Annotated in this window: 17 protein-coding genes; 9 read left to right on the top strand and 8 right to left on the bottom strand. The window is 64.5% G+C overall.

The window, feature by feature from the left end:
• The first annotated feature begins 10 nt into the window (after window positions 1-10).
• From msuE to LB566_RS06290, 5 genes are read left to right on the top strand one after another with little or no spacing between them, the layout of a single operon-like run.
• The gene (gene msuE, locus LB566_RS06310; RefSeq protein ID WP_224623763.1) at window positions 11-568 is read left to right on the top strand and encodes an FMN reductase; all 558 of its coding nucleotides are present in this window, start codon (window positions 11-13) and stop codon (window positions 566-568) included.
• Window positions 569-601: 33 nt separating this feature from the next.
• A complete protein-coding gene (locus LB566_RS06305; protein ID WP_224623762.1) occupies window positions 602-1,960 on the top strand; it encodes an LLM class flavin-dependent oxidoreductase in 1,359 nt (452 codons plus the stop codon).
• Between the two features lie 24 nt (window positions 1,961-1,984).
• On the top strand, window positions 1,985-2,833 hold the full coding sequence (locus LB566_RS06300) for an ABC transporter permease (RefSeq protein ID WP_224624109.1): 849 nt from the start codon (window positions 1,985-1,987) through the stop codon (window positions 2,831-2,833).
• 47 nt (window positions 2,834-2,880) lie between these two features.
• Window positions 2,881-3,882, top strand: a complete 1,002-nt coding sequence (locus LB566_RS06295; protein WP_224623761.1) for an ABC transporter substrate-binding protein — start codon at window positions 2,881-2,883, stop codon at window positions 3,880-3,882.
• A gap of 17 nt (window positions 3,883-3,899) precedes the next feature.
• A complete protein-coding gene (locus LB566_RS06290) occupies window positions 3,900-4,658 on the top strand; it encodes an ABC transporter ATP-binding protein (RefSeq protein WP_224623760.1) in 759 nt (252 codons plus the stop codon).
• Window positions 4,659-4,698: 40 nt separating this feature from the next.
• Here LB566_RS06290 and LB566_RS06285 read toward each other — a convergent pair whose 3' ends face one another.
• Complete coding sequence (locus tag LB566_RS06285) at window positions 4,699-5,922, bottom strand: MFS transporter (RefSeq protein ID WP_140666080.1); 1,224 nt, start codon at window positions 5,920-5,922, stop codon at window positions 4,699-4,701.
• Window positions 5,923-6,072: 150 nt separating this feature from the next.
• Between LB566_RS06285 and LB566_RS06280 the strand changes: the two genes are divergently transcribed.
• On the top strand, window positions 6,073-6,942 hold the full coding sequence (locus LB566_RS06280; protein WP_224623759.1) for an AraC family transcriptional regulator: 870 nt from the start codon (window positions 6,073-6,075) through the stop codon (window positions 6,940-6,942).
• Window positions 6,943-7,060: 118 nt separating this feature from the next.
• On the opposite strand, the gene LB566_RS06275 is transcribed toward LB566_RS06280, so the two are convergent.
• The 7 genes from LB566_RS06275 to LB566_RS06245 form a co-directional block, all read right to left on the bottom strand.
• Entirely contained in the window at window positions 7,061-7,996 is a 936-nt protein-coding gene (locus LB566_RS06275; RefSeq protein ID WP_019860650.1) for a ribose-phosphate pyrophosphokinase, read from the bottom strand.
• A gap of 209 nt (window positions 7,997-8,205) precedes the next feature.
• Window positions 8,206-8,829, bottom strand: a complete 624-nt coding sequence (locus tag LB566_RS06270) for a hypothetical protein (protein WP_224623758.1) — start codon at window positions 8,827-8,829, stop codon at window positions 8,206-8,208.
• 44 nt (window positions 8,830-8,873) lie between these two features.
• Window positions 8,874-10,025 carry a M24 family metallopeptidase gene (locus LB566_RS06265; protein ID WP_140549867.1) on the bottom strand — a complete coding sequence of 384 codons (1,152 nt, stop codon included), beginning with the start codon at window positions 10,023-10,025 and terminating at the stop codon, window positions 8,874-8,876.
• A complete protein-coding gene (gene pgeF, locus LB566_RS06260) occupies window positions 10,025-10,819 on the bottom strand; it encodes a peptidoglycan editing factor PgeF (protein WP_224623757.1) in 795 nt (264 codons plus the stop codon). Before pgeF ends, LB566_RS06265 begins: the two co-directional genes overlap by 1 nt.
• A gap of 357 nt (window positions 10,820-11,176) precedes the next feature.
• Window positions 11,177-12,274 carry a class I SAM-dependent methyltransferase gene (locus LB566_RS06255; protein ID WP_224623756.1) on the bottom strand — a complete coding sequence of 366 codons (1,098 nt, stop codon included), beginning with the start codon at window positions 12,272-12,274 and terminating at the stop codon, window positions 11,177-11,179.
• On the bottom strand, window positions 12,271-13,131 hold the full coding sequence (gene lgt, locus LB566_RS06250) for a prolipoprotein diacylglyceryl transferase (protein ID WP_224623755.1): 861 nt from the start codon (window positions 13,129-13,131) through the stop codon (window positions 12,271-12,273). The genes LB566_RS06255 and lgt overlap by 4 nt, the downstream gene beginning before the upstream one ends.
• Window positions 13,132-13,262: 131 nt before the next feature.
• Window positions 13,263-13,502, bottom strand: coding sequence for a BrnA antitoxin family protein (locus LB566_RS06245; protein WP_140549871.1), 240 nt, complete (start codon window positions 13,500-13,502; stop codon window positions 13,263-13,265).
• A 215-nt stretch (window positions 13,503-13,717) separates the two neighbouring features.
• On the opposite strand from LB566_RS06245, the gene LB566_RS06240 reads away from it, so the two are divergent.
• From LB566_RS06240 to LB566_RS06230, 3 genes are all read left to right on the top strand, one after another.
• Complete coding sequence (locus LB566_RS06240) at window positions 13,718-14,020, top strand: accessory factor UbiK family protein (protein ID WP_140516880.1); 303 nt, start codon at window positions 13,718-13,720, stop codon at window positions 14,018-14,020.
• 316 nt (window positions 14,021-14,336) lie between these two features.
• A complete protein-coding gene (locus tag LB566_RS06235; RefSeq protein WP_127855850.1) occupies window positions 14,337-14,837 on the top strand; it encodes a YbjN domain-containing protein in 501 nt (166 codons plus the stop codon).
• A gap of 16 nt (window positions 14,838-14,853) precedes the next feature.
• Window positions 14,854-15,213 carry a tRNA-binding protein gene (locus LB566_RS06230; protein WP_140549872.1) on the top strand — a complete coding sequence of 120 codons (360 nt, stop codon included), beginning with the start codon at window positions 14,854-14,856 and terminating at the stop codon, window positions 15,211-15,213.
• Window positions 15,214-15,220 lie beyond the last annotated feature (7 nt).

Genomic DNA, 15,220 nt, shown 5'->3' with positions numbered 1-15,220 from the left:
GGAGAGCCCGATGACGAACAAGCTGGTGGTGGGAATATCCGGCAACCTGACCCGCCCATCGAAGACCAAGGCCTTTATCAGCCATATCGCCGGCGAGACGGCGAACCGCATCGGGGCGACCTCGGCTATATACGATATTGAAAATCTCGGTCCGTCGCTGCCGGCGGCACGGCGCCTCGGCGATCTCGATCCCGCGGCCCGCGCCATCGTCGAACAACTGGTCGGCGCCGATGTGCTGGTCGCGGGGTCGCCGACCTTCAAGGGCAGCTATACCGGGCTCTTCAAGCATTTGTTCGATCTGCTCGATCCGTCGTCGTTGCGCGGGAAACCGGTCATCCTTGCCGCGACGGGCGGCGGCGAACGCCACTCGCTGATCGTCGAACATCAGCTGCGGCCGCTGTTCGGTTTTTTCGAGGCGCTGACCGTGCCGACCGCGATTTACGCATCGGACAGGGATTTCGCCGACGGCGTCCTGGTGTCGGAGGCCATCCATGCCCGCGCCCGGCAGGCGGTTGCCGAGGTTTCCCGCGTCGTCGGGACGGCACACAGCGTCGGCCTCGCCGCCTGAACTCCAATGGTTTTCGAACAGAGGGACCCAGCCATGACCATCAAATCGAGACAGATCAAGCTCGGCGCCTTTCTACCCGGTGGCGGCCAGCATGTCGCCGCCTGGCGCCATCCCGACGCTCCGGCCGACGGCGCGACCAATTTCGAGTTTCACAAGCAGCTCGCGCTGACCGCCGAACGGGGCCTGTTCGATGCCTATTTCCTCGCCGACAACCTGACGGTCGGGCTTGGCGCCCGCGAAGGCGGCAACGCCAAGATCGCGGGCTTCGAACCGGTGACGTTGTTTGCGGCGCTGGCGCCGCTGACGACGCATCTCGGATTCATCGCCACGGCCTCGACCACCTATGAGGAACCCTACACGCTTGCCCGTAAATTCGCCTCGCTCGACCTCTTGTCGAATGGCCGGGCCGGCTGGAACGTCGTCACCTCGGCCGGCGACGACACGGCGCGCAACTTCAACCGCGACATCCAGCCCAACCATGCCGAGCGCTACGCGCGAGCGCATGAGCATGTCGAGACGGTCAAGGCGCTGTGGGACAGCTGGGAGGACGACGCCTTTATCCGCGACAAGAAAACGGGCCGCTTCTACGACAAGGACAAGCTCCACGACATCGACCACAAGGGCGAGCATTTCAGCGTCAAAGGGCCGCTCAACGTGCCGCGCCCGGTGCAGGGCCACCCCGTGGTCGTGCAGGCGGGCCAGTCCGAGGATGGGCGCAAGCTTGCCGCGGTCTCGGCTGAAGTCATTTTCACCGCGCATCAGAACCTTGCCTCCGCGCAGGAATTCTATCGCGACATCAAGGCCCGCGTGGCGGCGGCCGGCCGCGATCCCGAACAGGTGCTGATCATGCCGGGCGTGGCGCCCTTTGTCGGCCGCACCGAAGAAGAGGCACAAGCCAAGTATCAGCAATTGAACGACCTGATCCTGCCCGAGGACGGCGTCGCGCTGCTCAACGGGCTTGCCGGTCAAACGCTCGATCTCAGGGGCTATCCGCTCGACGGACCGCTGCCCCCGAGCCGCGAAACCGAAGGCATGAAAAGCCGCCAGGCGCTGATCCGCCAGATCGCCGATGAGCACAACTTCTCCATCCGCCAGCTCTATCAATGGGTCGCGACCGCACGAGGCCACTACACCGTTATCGGCAGCGCCACCCAGGTCGCCGATCAGTTGGAGGAATGGTTCAGCAACGAAGCCGCCGACGGGTTCAACATCCTGCCGCCATGGCTGCCCGGCGCGCTAGACGATTTCGTCGACCTGGTGGTCCCCGAATTACAGCGGCGCGGCCTGTTTCGTACCGCTTACGAGGGCAGGACGCTGCGCGAGAATCTTGGCCTCAAGCGGCCGCAGAACCCCTGGACGGTCGCCCGTTCGACCGTGCTTGCCGCCGAATGATGCGTTGAAGCGAAAGGCATGACGATGACTTTGCAGCACATTGAACGGCCGACCGGCATCGGCGCGCATGAAAACGGCAACGGGCTCGGTGCCGATATTCAGAGCCTGGCTGGCCGAACCCTGGCGCGTCTGTTGTCGCACTATGGCGTGCTTCTGGGTTTCCTGGCGCTCTGGCAGGCGGCGGCGAGTGGCGGCTGGGTCAATGCCGCGGTGTTGCCGCCGATCGACATGATCGTCGTAGCGCTCTGGAAGGGCCTCGCCGGGGGCAGTCTGCTCGGCGACATCGCCATCAGCCTGCAGCGCGCCGGCCTTGCCTTCGCCGCGGCGGCTACGGTCGCCATCCCGCTCGGCCTCGTCATGGGTCAGGTCCGCAGCGTCGAGACGGCGCTCGATCCGATCCTGCAACTGTTCCGGCAGACCTCGGCGCTGGCGCTCTATCCCGTCTTCATCCTGCTTCTGGGTCTGGGTGAGGCCTCCAAAGTGTTCGTCATCTTCTGGGCGACGCTATTTCCGCTGCTGCTCAACACGATCAGCGGCGTCAAGGAGGTCGATCCGAAGCTGCTCGAAATGGCGCGCGTCTACGGCGCCCGGCGGCTGACCATATTCCGGCGCGTCGTGCTGCCGGGTGCCGTGCCTTCGATCTTCGTCGGGTTGAGGCTCGGCGCGACCACCGCGCTGCTGCTGCTGATCGCCTCGGAAATGATCGGCGCCAACAAAGGCATCGGCTTCCAGGTGATGAACGCGCAGTACAATTTCCAGATCCCGCTGATGTTCGCGTCGATCGTGATCCTGGCCGCGCTCGGCCTGATCGCGAACCAGGTGCTGGTCAGCCTGCAGCGGCGGCTTTGCCGCTGGAGCAGTTCCGCCGGTTGAATAGCCGCCCCCATCATCGTCATTTCTTGAAAGTGAAAGGCCGGATCATGACTATCATCACACGCCGCTCGCTGCTTCTGCGCGCGCCCCTTGCCGCCGGCATCATCGCCGTCGGGTTACCGTCGATCGCGCGGTCGCAGGCCGCTTCCGTCAAGATACGCTATCTCGCCAGCCGCGGGAGCATCTCTCCGCATGAACTCGCCGACCAACTCGGCTATTTCAAAGGCCTCGGCATCGAGCTCGAGAATGTCGGCTATGCCGGCGGCGGCCCGGAATCGTTGTTCGCGCTCGCCTCCGGCAGCGTCGACCTGGGTTCGGCCGCCACGCCGGCGGTGATCAACTCGATCGCCGGCGGCAACGACTTCGTCGCTGCCTATCCGAGCAACGGCATCAACAGCCAGGTCAAAAGCGTCTTCTATGTGCTGGAGGACAGCCCGATCAGGTCGATCGCGGACATCGCCGGCAAGACGATCTCGGTCAACACGCTTGGCGCCCATCTCGACTACGCGGTGCGTGAGGCGCTGCACAGCGTCGGTCTGCCGCCGGATGCCGCCAAGCTCGTCGTCGTGCCCGGGCCGCAACTCGAGCAGACCTTGCGCTCGCATCAGGTCGATGTCGCCGGACTCGGCTACTGGCAGGCGACTTTCGCCGGCGCCCTGGTGGCCAATGGCGGTGTGCGCGGCGTGTTCAACGACGCCGACGTGCTGGGCGAGATCGCGGGCGGCTTCGTCGTGCTGCGGCGGGATTTCATCGTCGCCAATCGCGACGCCGCCAAGAACTTCGTAGAGCAGTCCGCGCGTGCGGCCGACTGGTCGCGGCAGAACCCCGACGAGGCACGCAAGGTGCTGGCCGAAATCCTCGACAAACGCGGCGAGAACGGCGAACTGGCGCGCTACTGGACGGGCTTCGGCCTGCGCGAGAAGGCCGTGGCCACCGACCGCGACATCGACTTCTGGGTGGCTGTGCTCGAGCGCGACGGCCGCTTGCCGAAAGGCAAGCTCAAGGCTGCCGACATCCTCTACCGGCCAGGCGAAAGCAAGACCAATTGAGCAAGGAGGCACCCAGCATGGCCACAGCACGCGGCGAGGTCACGATCCGCGACCTGTCGAAGTCCTTTGCGCTCGGCGGGCGCTCGCTCGCCGTGCTGCGTTCGCTCAATCTCGACATCCGCCCCGGCGAGTGCCTGGTCATTGTCGGCGCCAGCGGATCGGGCAAGACGACATTGCTGCGCATCCTTGCCGGGTTGGAGACCCCCGACGAAGGCGCCGTTGCGATCGACGGCAAGCAAATCCAGGGCGTCGGCGCGGAGCGGGCGGTGATCTTCCAGGAACCGCGCCTGCTGCCCTGGCTGAGCGTGCTCGGCAATGTCGCCTTCGGCCTCGAAGTTCGCGGCGTGCCCAAGGCGCAGGCCGAGCAGCGGGCGCGCTTCTACATAGCGCTGGTCGGTCTTGCCGAGTTCAGCGATGCCTACCCGCGGCAGCTTTCGGGCGGCATGGCGCAACGCGTCGGCATCGCCCGGGCGCTGACGGTGCAGCCCGAGATCCTGCTGCTCGACGAGCCGCTCGGCGCCCTCGACGCCATGACCAAGATCTCCATGCAGGAGGAACTGTCACGCATCTGGAGCGAGGAGAACGTCACCATGGTCATGGTCACCCACGATCTGGAGGAGGCGATCTATCTCGCCGACAGGGTGCTGATCCTGCCCAAGGAGAAAGGCGGCGCAGCGCGGCTGATCAGCGTCGACCTGCCGCGCCCGCGCGACCGCAGCGAAAGCCGCTTCGTGCGCCACCGTGAAGAGTTGCTGCGCGAATTCGGCCTGCACTGAGGCTTCGACGCATTCGCGCATGCCGAGGCGTCTTTCCCGGCTAAGCCTTCCGCGCTTCCTTCATGTTGGGTAGGAACACCGTCAACAGGCCCAGGAACGGCAAATACGAGCAGATCTGGAAGACGAAGTCGATGCCCTTCATGTCGGCGACGATGCCGAGCACGGCTGCCGCTATACCGCCGACGCCGAAGGCGAAGCCGAAGAAGATGCCGGCGATCATGCCGACGCGGCCCGGCACCAGTTCCTGCGCGAAAACGACGATGTTGGAGAAGGCCGACGACAGGATCAGGCCGATCAGCACCGTCAGCACCATCGTCCATTCCATGTTGGCGTAGGGCAGCGCCAGCGTGAAGGGCAGCACGCCGACGATGGAGAACCAGATCATCGCCTTCTGTCCGTAGCGGTCGCCGAACGGACCGCCGAGCAGGATGCCCAGCGCCGAGGCGCCGAGGAACAGGAACAGCATGACCTGCGACATCTGCACCGAGACGCCGAACTTATGGATGGCGTAGAAGGTGTAGTAGCTGGAGAGGCTGGCGATATAGGCGTTTTTGGTCAGCACCAGCAGCGTCAGCACCGCCAGCGCGCCCATCACCTTGCGGCGAGGGAAGGGCGAGACGAAACTGGACGTCTTGCGGTTCGCCTGCGTGGCGCGCAAGCGGCTGTACCAGCCGCCGACCTGCCACAACACGACGATGCCGATCAGCGAGCCGACGGCGAACCATGAAATGCTGGTCTGGCCGAAAGGCACGACGATGAACGCCGCCAGCAGCGGTCCCATGGACTGGCCGAAATTGCCGCCGACCTGGAACAGCGACTGCGCCAGGCCGAAACGGCCGCCGGAGGCGAAGCGGGCGATGCGCGAGGATTCCGGATGGAAGATCGCCGAGCCGATGCCGATCAGCGAAGCGCCGATCAGGAGCAGCGTGTAGTGGCCGGCATAGGCAAGCACGATCAGGCCGATCAGCGAAGAGGCCATGCCGTAGGGCAGGGAATAGGGCATCGGCCGCTTGTCGGTGATCATGCCGATCACCGGCTGCAGCAGCGACGCGGTCACCTGGAAGGTAAAGGTCAGGAGGCCGATCTGCCAGAAATCGAGGCCGTAATTCTCCTTCAACAGGGGATAGATGGCCGATAGCAGCGACTGCATGATGTCGTTGATGCAATGGCAAAAACTCACCGCCAGGATGACGGTGAAGGCCGTCGCCTGGGCTGAAGCATGGCTGGCGGTCGCGGGAGGGGCGACGGCTGTCGTATCGGTCAAGGCAGGCTCCGTAGTCTTTTTGGCGGGTATGCCACAGGCAAGCTGGCGGACGCTCCTGCGGCCGCCTCGGGAACGGATGGCTTATAGGCTGCTTGCGGGACGACTTCTTTCGTGGTTTGGTCCAATAGTTTCGCAAGTGGGCCATAGCTTATGCCGCATAGCAGGGAAATTTTTCACGCTGGTAGTACCGACCTCGAGCAGTTGCACGAGCGTCGCTGGCTATGGCTGGAGCAAGTGGCCGGGCCGGCGGTGGCGTTGCCGACCGAATATCCCGACGGCTACCATGTGCCGCGGCACCGCCACAGCCGCAGCCAGTTGCTGCATGCGCTGGTCGGTGTCGTGCTGGTGACGACGCGGCACGGGCGCTGGATGGTGCCGCCCGATCACGCCATGTGGATTCCGGCGGGAACCGAGCATTCCGTCGAGATGCTGGGCGATGTCTCGATGCGCTCGGTCTATGTCATGCCGGGAGCGATCCCCGGACTGCCGGAAGGCTTGCGCGTCGTCGGCGTCACCGACCTGATGCACAGCCTGATCGTGGAATCGGAGAAACTGCCGCAAGGCGGCGTGCTGGAAGGGCGCGGCGGGCTGATCATGAATCTCCTGCTGCACGAAATTCCGACTTTGCCGGAGCGCCCGCTTGGCTTGCCCTTCCCGTCCGATCCCCGGCTGGCGGCGCTGTGCCGGCGTTTCGTGGCGGCACCGTCGCCGCGCGCGACAATCGACGAGTGGGCGGACGCCGCCGGCATGAGCCGACGCTCCTTCACCCGCGCCTTTCATCGCCAGACCGGACTGTCGCTATCGACATGGCGCCAGCAAGCATGCCTGTTCGCGGCGCTGCCGAGGCTCGCCGATGGCGAGCCGATAACCCGGGTGGCGCTCGATCTCGGCTATGACAGCGTGCCGGCCTTCATCACCATGTTCAAGCGCATGCTGGGTGCCTCGCCGCGCGGCTATATGCGCGGCGCGCGAGATGCCGGCGAAAACCCGCGGCGCATAGGCGGTCCGATCGCCGCTTGAGGCAGCGCCGATAGCATCAAGCTGATGCGCCAACCCTCGGTATAAGGTCTATTTGCAGGAGCACTGATTGCACGTTGTAATCGGTTTTGCTGCGCTACGCGCCCGCCGGGATCGACAATCAGTCGAACAGGCTCGACACCGATTCCTCGGTTGCCGTGCGCGAGATGGCCTCGCCCATCAGGTCGGCGATCGAGATGACGCGGATATTGGGAGCGTCGAGCACGCCCTGGGTCGGCTGGATGGAGTCGGTGATCACCAGTTCCTGCAGCTTGGAGCCGCTGATGCGGGCGACCGCGCCACCCGACAGCACGCCATGAGTGATATAGGCGGTGACGCTGGTGGCGCCGTTGGCCAGCAGCGCATCGGCGGCGTTGCACAGCGTGCCGCCGGAATCGACGATGTCGTCGATCAGCAGGCAGTCCTTGCCGGCGACCGCGCCGATGATGTTCATGACCTCCGATTCGCCGGGACGCTCGCGGCGTTTGTCGACGATGGCGAGCTGTGCGTCGAAGCGCTTGGCCAGCGCGCGTGCACGCACCACGCCACCGATGTCGGGCGACACGACGACGACGTTGCCAAGCTGCTTGTATTTCGCCTTCACGTCGCGGGCCATGACCGGCACCGAGAAGAGATTGTCGGTCGGAATATCGAAGAAGCCCTGGATCTGGCCGGCGTGGAGGTCGAGCGTGAGCACGCGGTCGACGCCGGCGCGGGTGATCATGTTGGCGACCAGCTTGGCCGAGATCGGCGTGCGGCCGGAGGCGCGGCGGTCCTGCCTGGCATAGCCGAAATAGGGGATCACCGCCGTAATGCGCTTGGCCGAGGAGCGCATGAAGGCGTCGATCATGATGAGCAGTTCCATCAGGTGATCGTTGGTCGGAAAGGAAGTCGACTGCAGGATGAAGACATCCTCGCCGCGCACGTTCTCCTGGATCTCGACGAAGATTTCCTGGTCGGCGAAGCGCCTGACACTGGCTTTGCCCAGCGGGATGTTGAGATAGCGGGCGACCGCTTCGGCCAGCACCCTGTTGGAATTGCCCGCGAAGAGTTTCATGCACCGTTCCTGGTGGAGGCTTTCACCGGGCTTTTAGCGGCCCGCGCGGCTATTGCAAGCACCGTGATTGGAAATCCGCCGGCTAATCCTGGGAAATGTTCGCGCCATCGCGTATGGGCAACACCGGGCAGCGGACCCGGCGCCGCTGCTCCTCCCTCTTGTTCGAGCATCGGATTTCCCCGCGGCCGTTTCCATTCGGGTCCGATGGTCTAGCCCGCCTTGCCGCCGAGCCATGCCGCGAACTGGTCGATGGTCTGGTCGGCGATCGCCTGCATGGTGGCTGGCGCCACCGCTTTCCAGCTGTCGCCGCCGCCGTTGGCGCCGGAATTGGCCGAAGCCGCCTTCTGCTGGCCGTTGATGCGGTGCAGGCGGTTGCCCGAGGGGTCGTAGACGTCCCACACATAGATGACGGTGGTGTCCTTGCCTTCGGAGATCACCGAGAAATAACCTTTGAGCACATGGGTCGCGGTCTGGTCGGCGCTGCCGGCCAGCGTAATGCCGCGCTGCCTGGCGCGCGTCTGCAACTCCGCCGTCAGCGGCGTGGCCGCTTCCACCGAAGCGCCGACGATCGGCGCGATCTGCAGGCGCGTCCTGGCAAGGATTGCCGCGGTCTGGGCCGGCGTGGCTGACGCCGTGGTCGTTGCAGGAGCGCCCGCCGTGGTCGTGGCAGGGCCAGCCGGGGCCGGGGTGGCGGTGCCGCCGCCCTGGGTTGTCGGCGCCGTGGCCGTGGGCGGGGTGATGGCGGAGGGTTCGAGGACGTCTTTTGCGTTGGTGCAGGCGGCGAGCGCCAGGACCACGAGCAATGACACGGTCGTCACCTGCGATCGTCTCATTTGCCTTCTAACTCCTTGGCGAAGAACGCCTCCCACCCGTGGATTCACTGTACGATCAAGTCGAGATCATGGCGGGAAAGCGGCTTCGGCTGTGATTCGGTGGTGAGATAGGTGCGGCCAAGCGTCATCGCCGTCTCGGTTTCGGAATCCATGATGATCATGTGGGCGAACAGCGTCATGTTCGGCGCGATCGGCTCGGGATTGCCCTGGTAGAACATCGGCATGTCCATCCAGGACGGGGTGAAGCGGGCGCCGACCGAATAGCCGCAGGCATTCAGCCGATGCTTGGTCAGTCCACGTGCCTCCATGACGCGGGCATGCGCGTCGAACACGTCGCCGAAACTGTTGCCCGGGGTCATTGCCTTCTCGACCGCCAGCAGCGCGGCACGGGCCGCGTCGAACAAGTCCTGATGGCGCTTCGAGGCCTTGCCGGTCAGCACCGTGCGCATCATCGGCGCATGATAGTGATGAAACACTCCCGCCCATTCGAGCGTCAACTGATCGTTCTTGGTGAGCTTGCGGCGGCCGGCCTTGTAGCGGCACAGCAGTGCGTCGACGCCGGAGCCGATGATGAATTCGTTGGCCGGATAGTCGCCGCCGCCGGCAAAGATCGCGCCTTGCATGGCGGCAAGGATCAGCGCCTCGTCACCGCCCTGCTTGATCAGCGGCAAGGCCGCATCCAGCGCGTCGTCGGCCAGGTTCGCCGCCTTCTCGGCCTTGGCGATCTCGGCCGGGCTCTTGAACAGGCGCAGCCGGCTGACGATGCCGGACGCATCGGCGATCTGGCCGAAGGTCTGCAGCTGCTCGTCGAGGCGGCGGCCATTATAGGCGGTCAGCCCATGGGTGTCGTATTCGACGCCGATGCGGGCGCCGAGCAGGTCGAGCTCGTTCAGCAGATTGCGCAGGTCGACCGCCGGATTGGCGCCATCGCGATCGGTCCACAGCACGATGTTGTCGATGATCGAGGTGTGGCGCGCCTGGCGCAAGTCGGCCGAGCGGGTCAGCAACACCATGGACCCGTCGGCTTTCACCACCAGGCACTGGAAGAAGCAGAAACCGAAAGTGTCGTAGCCGGTCAGCCAATACATGCTTTCCTGCGCGAAGAGCAGGATGGCGTCGAGCTTCTTCTCGGCCATCTCGATCACCAGCCGGTCGCGGCGCGCGTCGAATTCGGATCGTTCAAAATGCAGCGCCATCATTCACTCTCCAAGACGATTGCCGACACCTGCCGGCCGTAATCGGGCTCCTTGCGGTGCGTCGTGCGCCGGTAGGAGTAAAACAGATCTTCCTCGGCATAGGTGCAGCGGCCGAGACCTTGCGCGGTCACACCCGCCCTGTCGAGCCGGTCCACCGTGTAGCGGTTGAGGTCGAACATCGAATGACCGGGATTCGCCGAAGGTGCGAAATACCTGTCATTTTCGCCATCGGCCTCGACGAAGCGGGCGACGAATTCAGGTCCGACCTCATAGTTTTCGGGGCCGATCGAGGGGCCGAGCACCGCGACGATGTTTTCACGGCTGGCGCCGAGACTTTCCATGGCGGCAATGGTGTTCTCGAGCACCCCCGTGAACGCGCCTTTCCAGCCGGCATGCGCCGCGCCGATGATGCGCGCCCCCGCATCCGCGAACAGCACAGGGCCGCAATCGGCGGTCGAGGCGCCGATGGCGATGCCCGGCCGGTCGGTGACGATGGCGTCGGCCTTGGGGCGTTCACCGGCAAAGGGTTCCCTGGCGATGACGACATCAGGCGAATGGATTTGCCAGACGGTCAGGAGATGGTCCGCCGGCACGCCCATCCAGGCGGCGACACGGCGGCGGTTCTCGGCGACCAGCGCCTGCTCGTCATCCGAGCCGGTGCCGATGTTGAGGCCCTGATAGATGCCGGTCGAGACCCCGCCGACGCGGGTGAAATAACCGTGGCGGATGCCTTGTGCCTGCGCCTGGTCCAGCAGCGGCGACCGCACGGGATCCAGTTTGGTCTGATTCAGCATGTGGGCGTTGTTGTCCGTGTGGGCGGTTTCGTCAAGAAAAAGTCGGAAAGCGAGACGGCCGGCGTTCAGCCGCTCTTTCGCCGGACGGGAGATTGGGAGGGGTGACGGTGAAAAGTCAATCCGCCGTGGCGAAGGGGCAATGCAACGAATCCGTGGAAACGGTTCCTTCGCCGCTGCGCTGTTGAGAGAGCCTTGAACGGAAAAACCCGCCTGTGCGGCGGGTCCCTGGCGCAACTCAGCACCATAACCAAATATCTACCATAGTTGCCTTCACCCTGTCAAGAAAAAATTCCTATCGTGAGTTGCCGGCCATGAAAATGTACCGGCACAACCGGACGGACCGCCGTCAGGCGCTCGTCAATCGGAGCCCGGAGCCTGGGCAAGGGGGCGAACGGCAACGCCGCGCGGCACTATGGCAAGCACCTTGAACAGGTCGCCCATGGCCTGCGGCCCGGCGAGGCGTTCGACATCGCCAGCGATCTTGTCGCGTGCCGCCTGGCTGGCATCGGCGCCAAGCCGGCCGGCGCGCTCGAGAATGCCCAGGCCGAGCAGGAAATCGCCCTGCGTCGACAGATGGGCGTCGAGACCATGCGCGCCCGCCACCGCGGCAAGGGCGGCGAAATCGACATGGGAGGTGAGGTCGGCTTGCCCGGGATTGGCCAGCACATCTTCGTGATCATGACGGCGCAAAGCCTGCAATGTGTCGCCGACACCCGGCCGCAGATGGCCATAGTCGACAAACAGGCCGGAGCCGCCATGAGCGGCTATGCGCTCGGCTATGGCCGCCATCAGGGCGGTGCGGGCAGGAGCTATCTCGACGATCGCGCCTTGCGGCGCTTCGCCGGCATCGGCGGGCAGCAGCGTCGGGTCGATGGAGCCGGCGCCGGCGAAGAAGGAAAGATTGTTCGTGGCGTCGAGGCCGACCACGCGCTCGCGCCAGCCGGTGCCGGCGCGGACGAACTGGCGGATGGGGATGGCGTCGAACAATTCGTTGCCGACGATGAAGAGCGGCTGCGGCGGCAGCGTATCGATGGTCTCGTGCCAGCGAATGGAGAAGGGTGTGGCGCCGAGCGTCTGTTTCTGCACCTCTCTCAGGCGCGGGCTGGTCTCGATCATGGCGAAGACAGCGTCGTTGGCCAGTGCCGGTTCGAGCCGCGACAGGGTGCGAAGCATGTCCTTCATCAGCGTGCCGCGGCCGGGGCCGATCTCGCCGATGGTGACCGGCGTCGGCCGGCCGACCGCCAGCCAGGCCTGGTAGAGCCAGACGGCGACGAGCTCGCCGAACATCTGGCTGATCTCCGGCGCGGTGATGAAATCGCCGGCGGCGCCGAACGGTTCGCGCGTGGTGTAGTAGCCCGCCTCGGGATCGAAGAGGCACAATGCCATGTATTCGTTGACGGGGATCGGCCCCGTCGCCTCGATCAGATCGACGATGCGTGTCTTCAGCCGCGTCATGTCGCCTGCGGCCGTGACTGCGGCACCGGCTTGGCTGTCGTCATCGCCCAAATGCCGGCCAGCACCATCGGCGAGGACAGGATCATGCCCATGGTGAGCCAGTTGGTGCCAAGGAGATAGCCGAGCTGCTGGTCGGGTTCGCGGAAGAATTCGACTGCTATGCGCGACAGGCCATAGCCGCAGATGAAGGCACCGCCGACGAAGCGCGGCGTCTTCAGCTTGAGGCGCGAATGGGTGAGGAAGCGCAGCACGAGAAAGAGCACCAGGCCTTCAAGCAGGGCCTCGTAAAGCTGGCTCGGATGGCGGGTAAACGGGCCGCCATTGGGAAACTCGATCGCCCACGGCACGTCGGTTGGCCGGCCCCAGAGCTCGGAGTTGATGAAGTTGGCGACGCGCACGAGGCCAAGACCGACCGGCACGCCGGCGGCCACGACGTCGAACAGTGACCAGGTGCGGATGCCGCGCTTGATCGAAAACAGCGTCATGGCGAGGATGACGCCGAGCAGGCCGCCATGGAACGACATGCCGCCCTGCCAGACGGCGAAGATGTCGAGCGGATGCGCGATATAGCGCGGCAGGTCGTAGAACAGCACGTAGCCGGTGCGCCCGCCCAGCACGACGCCGATGGCCGCCCAGATGATGAAATCATCCAGGTCCTCCGGCTTCATCGGCAGGATGCCGTCGGGCCAGAGTTTCGGATTGGCGGCGAGCCGCTTGGCGTACCACCAGGCGAACAGGATGCCGACGATGTAGCCGACGCCGTACCAGTGCACCGCCAGCGGTCCGATCCGAATCAGCACCGGGTCGATGTTGGGAAAGGGCAACGAGGCCAGCGGCAGCAGGAAATATTCGTTCAACGGGGAGCTCTCGGTTGCGTTTGGCGCGGACCATGCGGCAGGGTTTTGGCGGGGTCAAGGCAAGGCGGTCGGCGTCAAGGATCGGATCGGATCACCGCTTGCAGGCCCATCGCGCCGTGCGGGCGGTGAGCTCAATCCTTTGGCTTGGCGGCCACCAACTGCCGCAACGCGTCGTTGATCCTGTCCTGCCAGCCGGGGCCATCTTCCTGGAAATGATCGAGCACGGCCCGGTCGATCCGGATCGAAACAAGCTCGCGGACGTTCGGCGCGGCCGAAGCTTCGCGAATTGGCGGTGCCGGCTTCTTCACCGGTTTGAAGGCAGCTTCGGCGGCTGCCATCGGATTTGTCGGTCGGCGCGGAGGGGTTGCCATTGGTGACCCTGACTGAAGTGTGCTTGAGGAAATACGAGACGAGAACACAATAGGCGAGCTGGCGCCCTCTAGTACAGCTCTGGCGCCGTCCGAGAGCTTCTTACAGGAATGCCACCGCCATGCGCCACAGCAACGCAGATCGCGCGGCAACCCTCAACGTTCTTGCATTCGGCGCGCCACACCACTAACTCAACTTCAGCAACCGAGGATTTGCCATGTCGACCGGACCGAACCGCATTCTCGACGAATTCGCCAAGCTGATGACCGATGCCGCGGGTGCCGCGCAGGGCGTGCGGCGTGAGGTGGAGACCGCCTTCAAGGGACAGGCCGAACGCATCCTGAATTCGATGGACGTGGTGCAGCGCGAGGAGTTCGAGGCCGCGCGCGAAATGGCCGCCAAGGCCAGGGAAGAGAATGCTCGCCTTGTCGACCGCATCGAGGCGCTCGAGGCCAGGCTTGCCGAACTGACCGGGCAGGCCACACCTGCGGCTTCCGCAAAGCCCAGACCTAAAAAATAATTCGTTAAACTTTTCCACAAAGCACCAGCCTGAAAAGCGCTTTGCCGTGAATCGCTTACCGGCATTGCGTGACTCTGTGTGACAGCGCCTTTCCACATGCGAATGACGCAGCGCGAAAAATTGGGCTGTTCACGCGACTCCCGATCAATAGACTGAATTTGTTGCATGATTCGGAGCAGGGTCATGCGCCGGGCGGTGGGGTCCGGTCTGGGGTCTTTGCGTCGAGAAGTCCTGGCCGTCCGAGTTCTAGATCAGATTGTTCGTCGTGTGTGCCCCGCGGAGCGTGTGGCGCTCCCCTGAACACAGGAAGCATTCCATGGAACTTCTCGAACTCGAATTCTCCCGCGAAATCCATCCGGTGGATGTCATTGAGCAGGTGGCCCACAACAATGACTGGTCCTTCGAACGGGCCGGCGACGACGAAATCTCGATCTCGGTCGCCGGAAGCTGGACCGACTATCACGTCTCCTTCTCGTGGATGGAGGATTTCGAGGCGCTGCATCTGGCCTGCGCCTTTGACATCAAGGTGCCGGAGGCGCGCGCGCTGGAAGTGATGCGGCTCTTGTCGCTGATCAACGAACAGATGCTGTTCGGCCATTTCGACCTGTGGGAGCAGGAAGGCGCGATCATGTTCCGCCAGTCGCTGCTTCTGGCCGGCGGGGTCGAGCCGTCGAGCCAGCAGGTCGAGGTGCTGCTGTCGTCGGCGCTGGAGGCCTGCGAATGTTACTTCCAGGCGTTCCAGTTCGTCGTCTGGTCCGGCACATCGGCCAAGGACGCTCTGGCCGGGGTGCTGTTCGAGACGTTCGGCAACGCCTGACCAAGATGCCTTCGACATGAGTTCAAGTAGCGAGCGCAAGCCCGAGATCAGTTTCGCCGATTTCGATCGTGTCGACATCCGCGCCGGCACGATCGTCGAGGCCGAACCGTTTCCGCAGGCGCGCAAGCCGGCGTTCAAGCTCAAGATCGATTTTGGCCCCGAGATCGGGGTGAAGAAATCGTCGGCGCAGATCACCAAATATTATACGCCCGAGACGCTGATCGGCCGGCAGGTGTTCGCGGTGGTCAATTTTCCGCCGCGCCAGATCGGGCCATTCATGTCGGAAGTGCTGACGCTCGGCTTTCCCGACGAGGAGGGCGCCGTGGTGCTCGGCGCCATCGAGCGCAAGGTGCCGGACGGCGGGCGGCTGTTTTAGCCGAGAG

This window comes from Mesorhizobium sp. CA13 (genome assembly GCF_020165235.1).
Classification (GTDB): Bacteria; Pseudomonadota; Alphaproteobacteria; order Rhizobiales; family Rhizobiaceae; genus Mesorhizobium.
The sequence above is the reverse complement of the archived record's forward strand: the minus strand, read 5'-3'. Positions and strand labels throughout refer to the sequence as shown.

What these genes read in the sequence shown, in the direction of transcription:
- LB566_RS06280 (WP_224623759.1), top strand. Translation starts at nt 6,073, where the DNA reads ATGCCGCATAGCAGGGAAATTTTTCACGCTGGTAGTACCGACCTCGAG.
- LB566_RS06245 (WP_140549871.1), bottom strand. Translation starts at nt 13,502, where the DNA reads ATGGCAACCCCTCCGCGCCGACCGACAAATCCGATGGCAGCCGCCGAA.
- pgeF (WP_224623757.1), bottom strand. Translation starts at nt 10,819, where the DNA reads ATGCTGAATCAGACCAAACTGGATCCCGTGCGGTCGCCGCTGCTGGAC.
- LB566_RS06290 (WP_224623760.1), top strand. Translation starts at nt 3,900, where the DNA reads ATGGCCACAGCACGCGGCGAGGTCACGATCCGCGACCTGTCGAAGTCC.
- LB566_RS06295 (WP_224623761.1), top strand. Translation starts at nt 2,881, where the DNA reads ATGACTATCATCACACGCCGCTCGCTGCTTCTGCGCGCGCCCCTTGCC.
- LB566_RS06275 (WP_019860650.1), bottom strand. Translation starts at nt 7,996, where the DNA reads ATGAAACTCTTCGCGGGCAATTCCAACAGGGTGCTGGCCGAAGCGGTC.
- LB566_RS06300 (WP_224624109.1), top strand. Translation starts at nt 1,985, where the DNA reads ATGACTTTGCAGCACATTGAACGGCCGACCGGCATCGGCGCGCATGAA.
- LB566_RS06230 (WP_140549872.1), top strand. Translation starts at nt 14,854, where the DNA reads ATGAGTTCAAGTAGCGAGCGCAAGCCCGAGATCAGTTTCGCCGATTTC.
- LB566_RS06270 (WP_224623758.1), bottom strand. Translation starts at nt 8,829, where the DNA reads ATGAGACGATCGCAGGTGACGACCGTGTCATTGCTCGTGGTCCTGGCG.
- LB566_RS06255 (WP_224623756.1), bottom strand. Translation starts at nt 12,274, where the DNA reads ATGACGCGGCTGAAGACACGCATCGTCGATCTGATCGAGGCGACGGGG.
- msuE (WP_224623763.1), top strand. Translation starts at nt 11, where the DNA reads ATGACGAACAAGCTGGTGGTGGGAATATCCGGCAACCTGACCCGCCCA.
- LB566_RS06305 (WP_224623762.1), top strand. Translation starts at nt 602, where the DNA reads ATGACCATCAAATCGAGACAGATCAAGCTCGGCGCCTTTCTACCCGGT.
- LB566_RS06240 (WP_140516880.1), top strand. Translation starts at nt 13,718, where the DNA reads ATGTCGACCGGACCGAACCGCATTCTCGACGAATTCGCCAAGCTGATG.
- LB566_RS06265 (WP_140549867.1), bottom strand. Translation starts at nt 10,025, where the DNA reads ATGGCGCTGCATTTTGAACGATCCGAATTCGACGCGCGCCGCGACCGG.
- LB566_RS06235 (WP_127855850.1), top strand. Translation starts at nt 14,337, where the DNA reads ATGGAACTTCTCGAACTCGAATTCTCCCGCGAAATCCATCCGGTGGAT.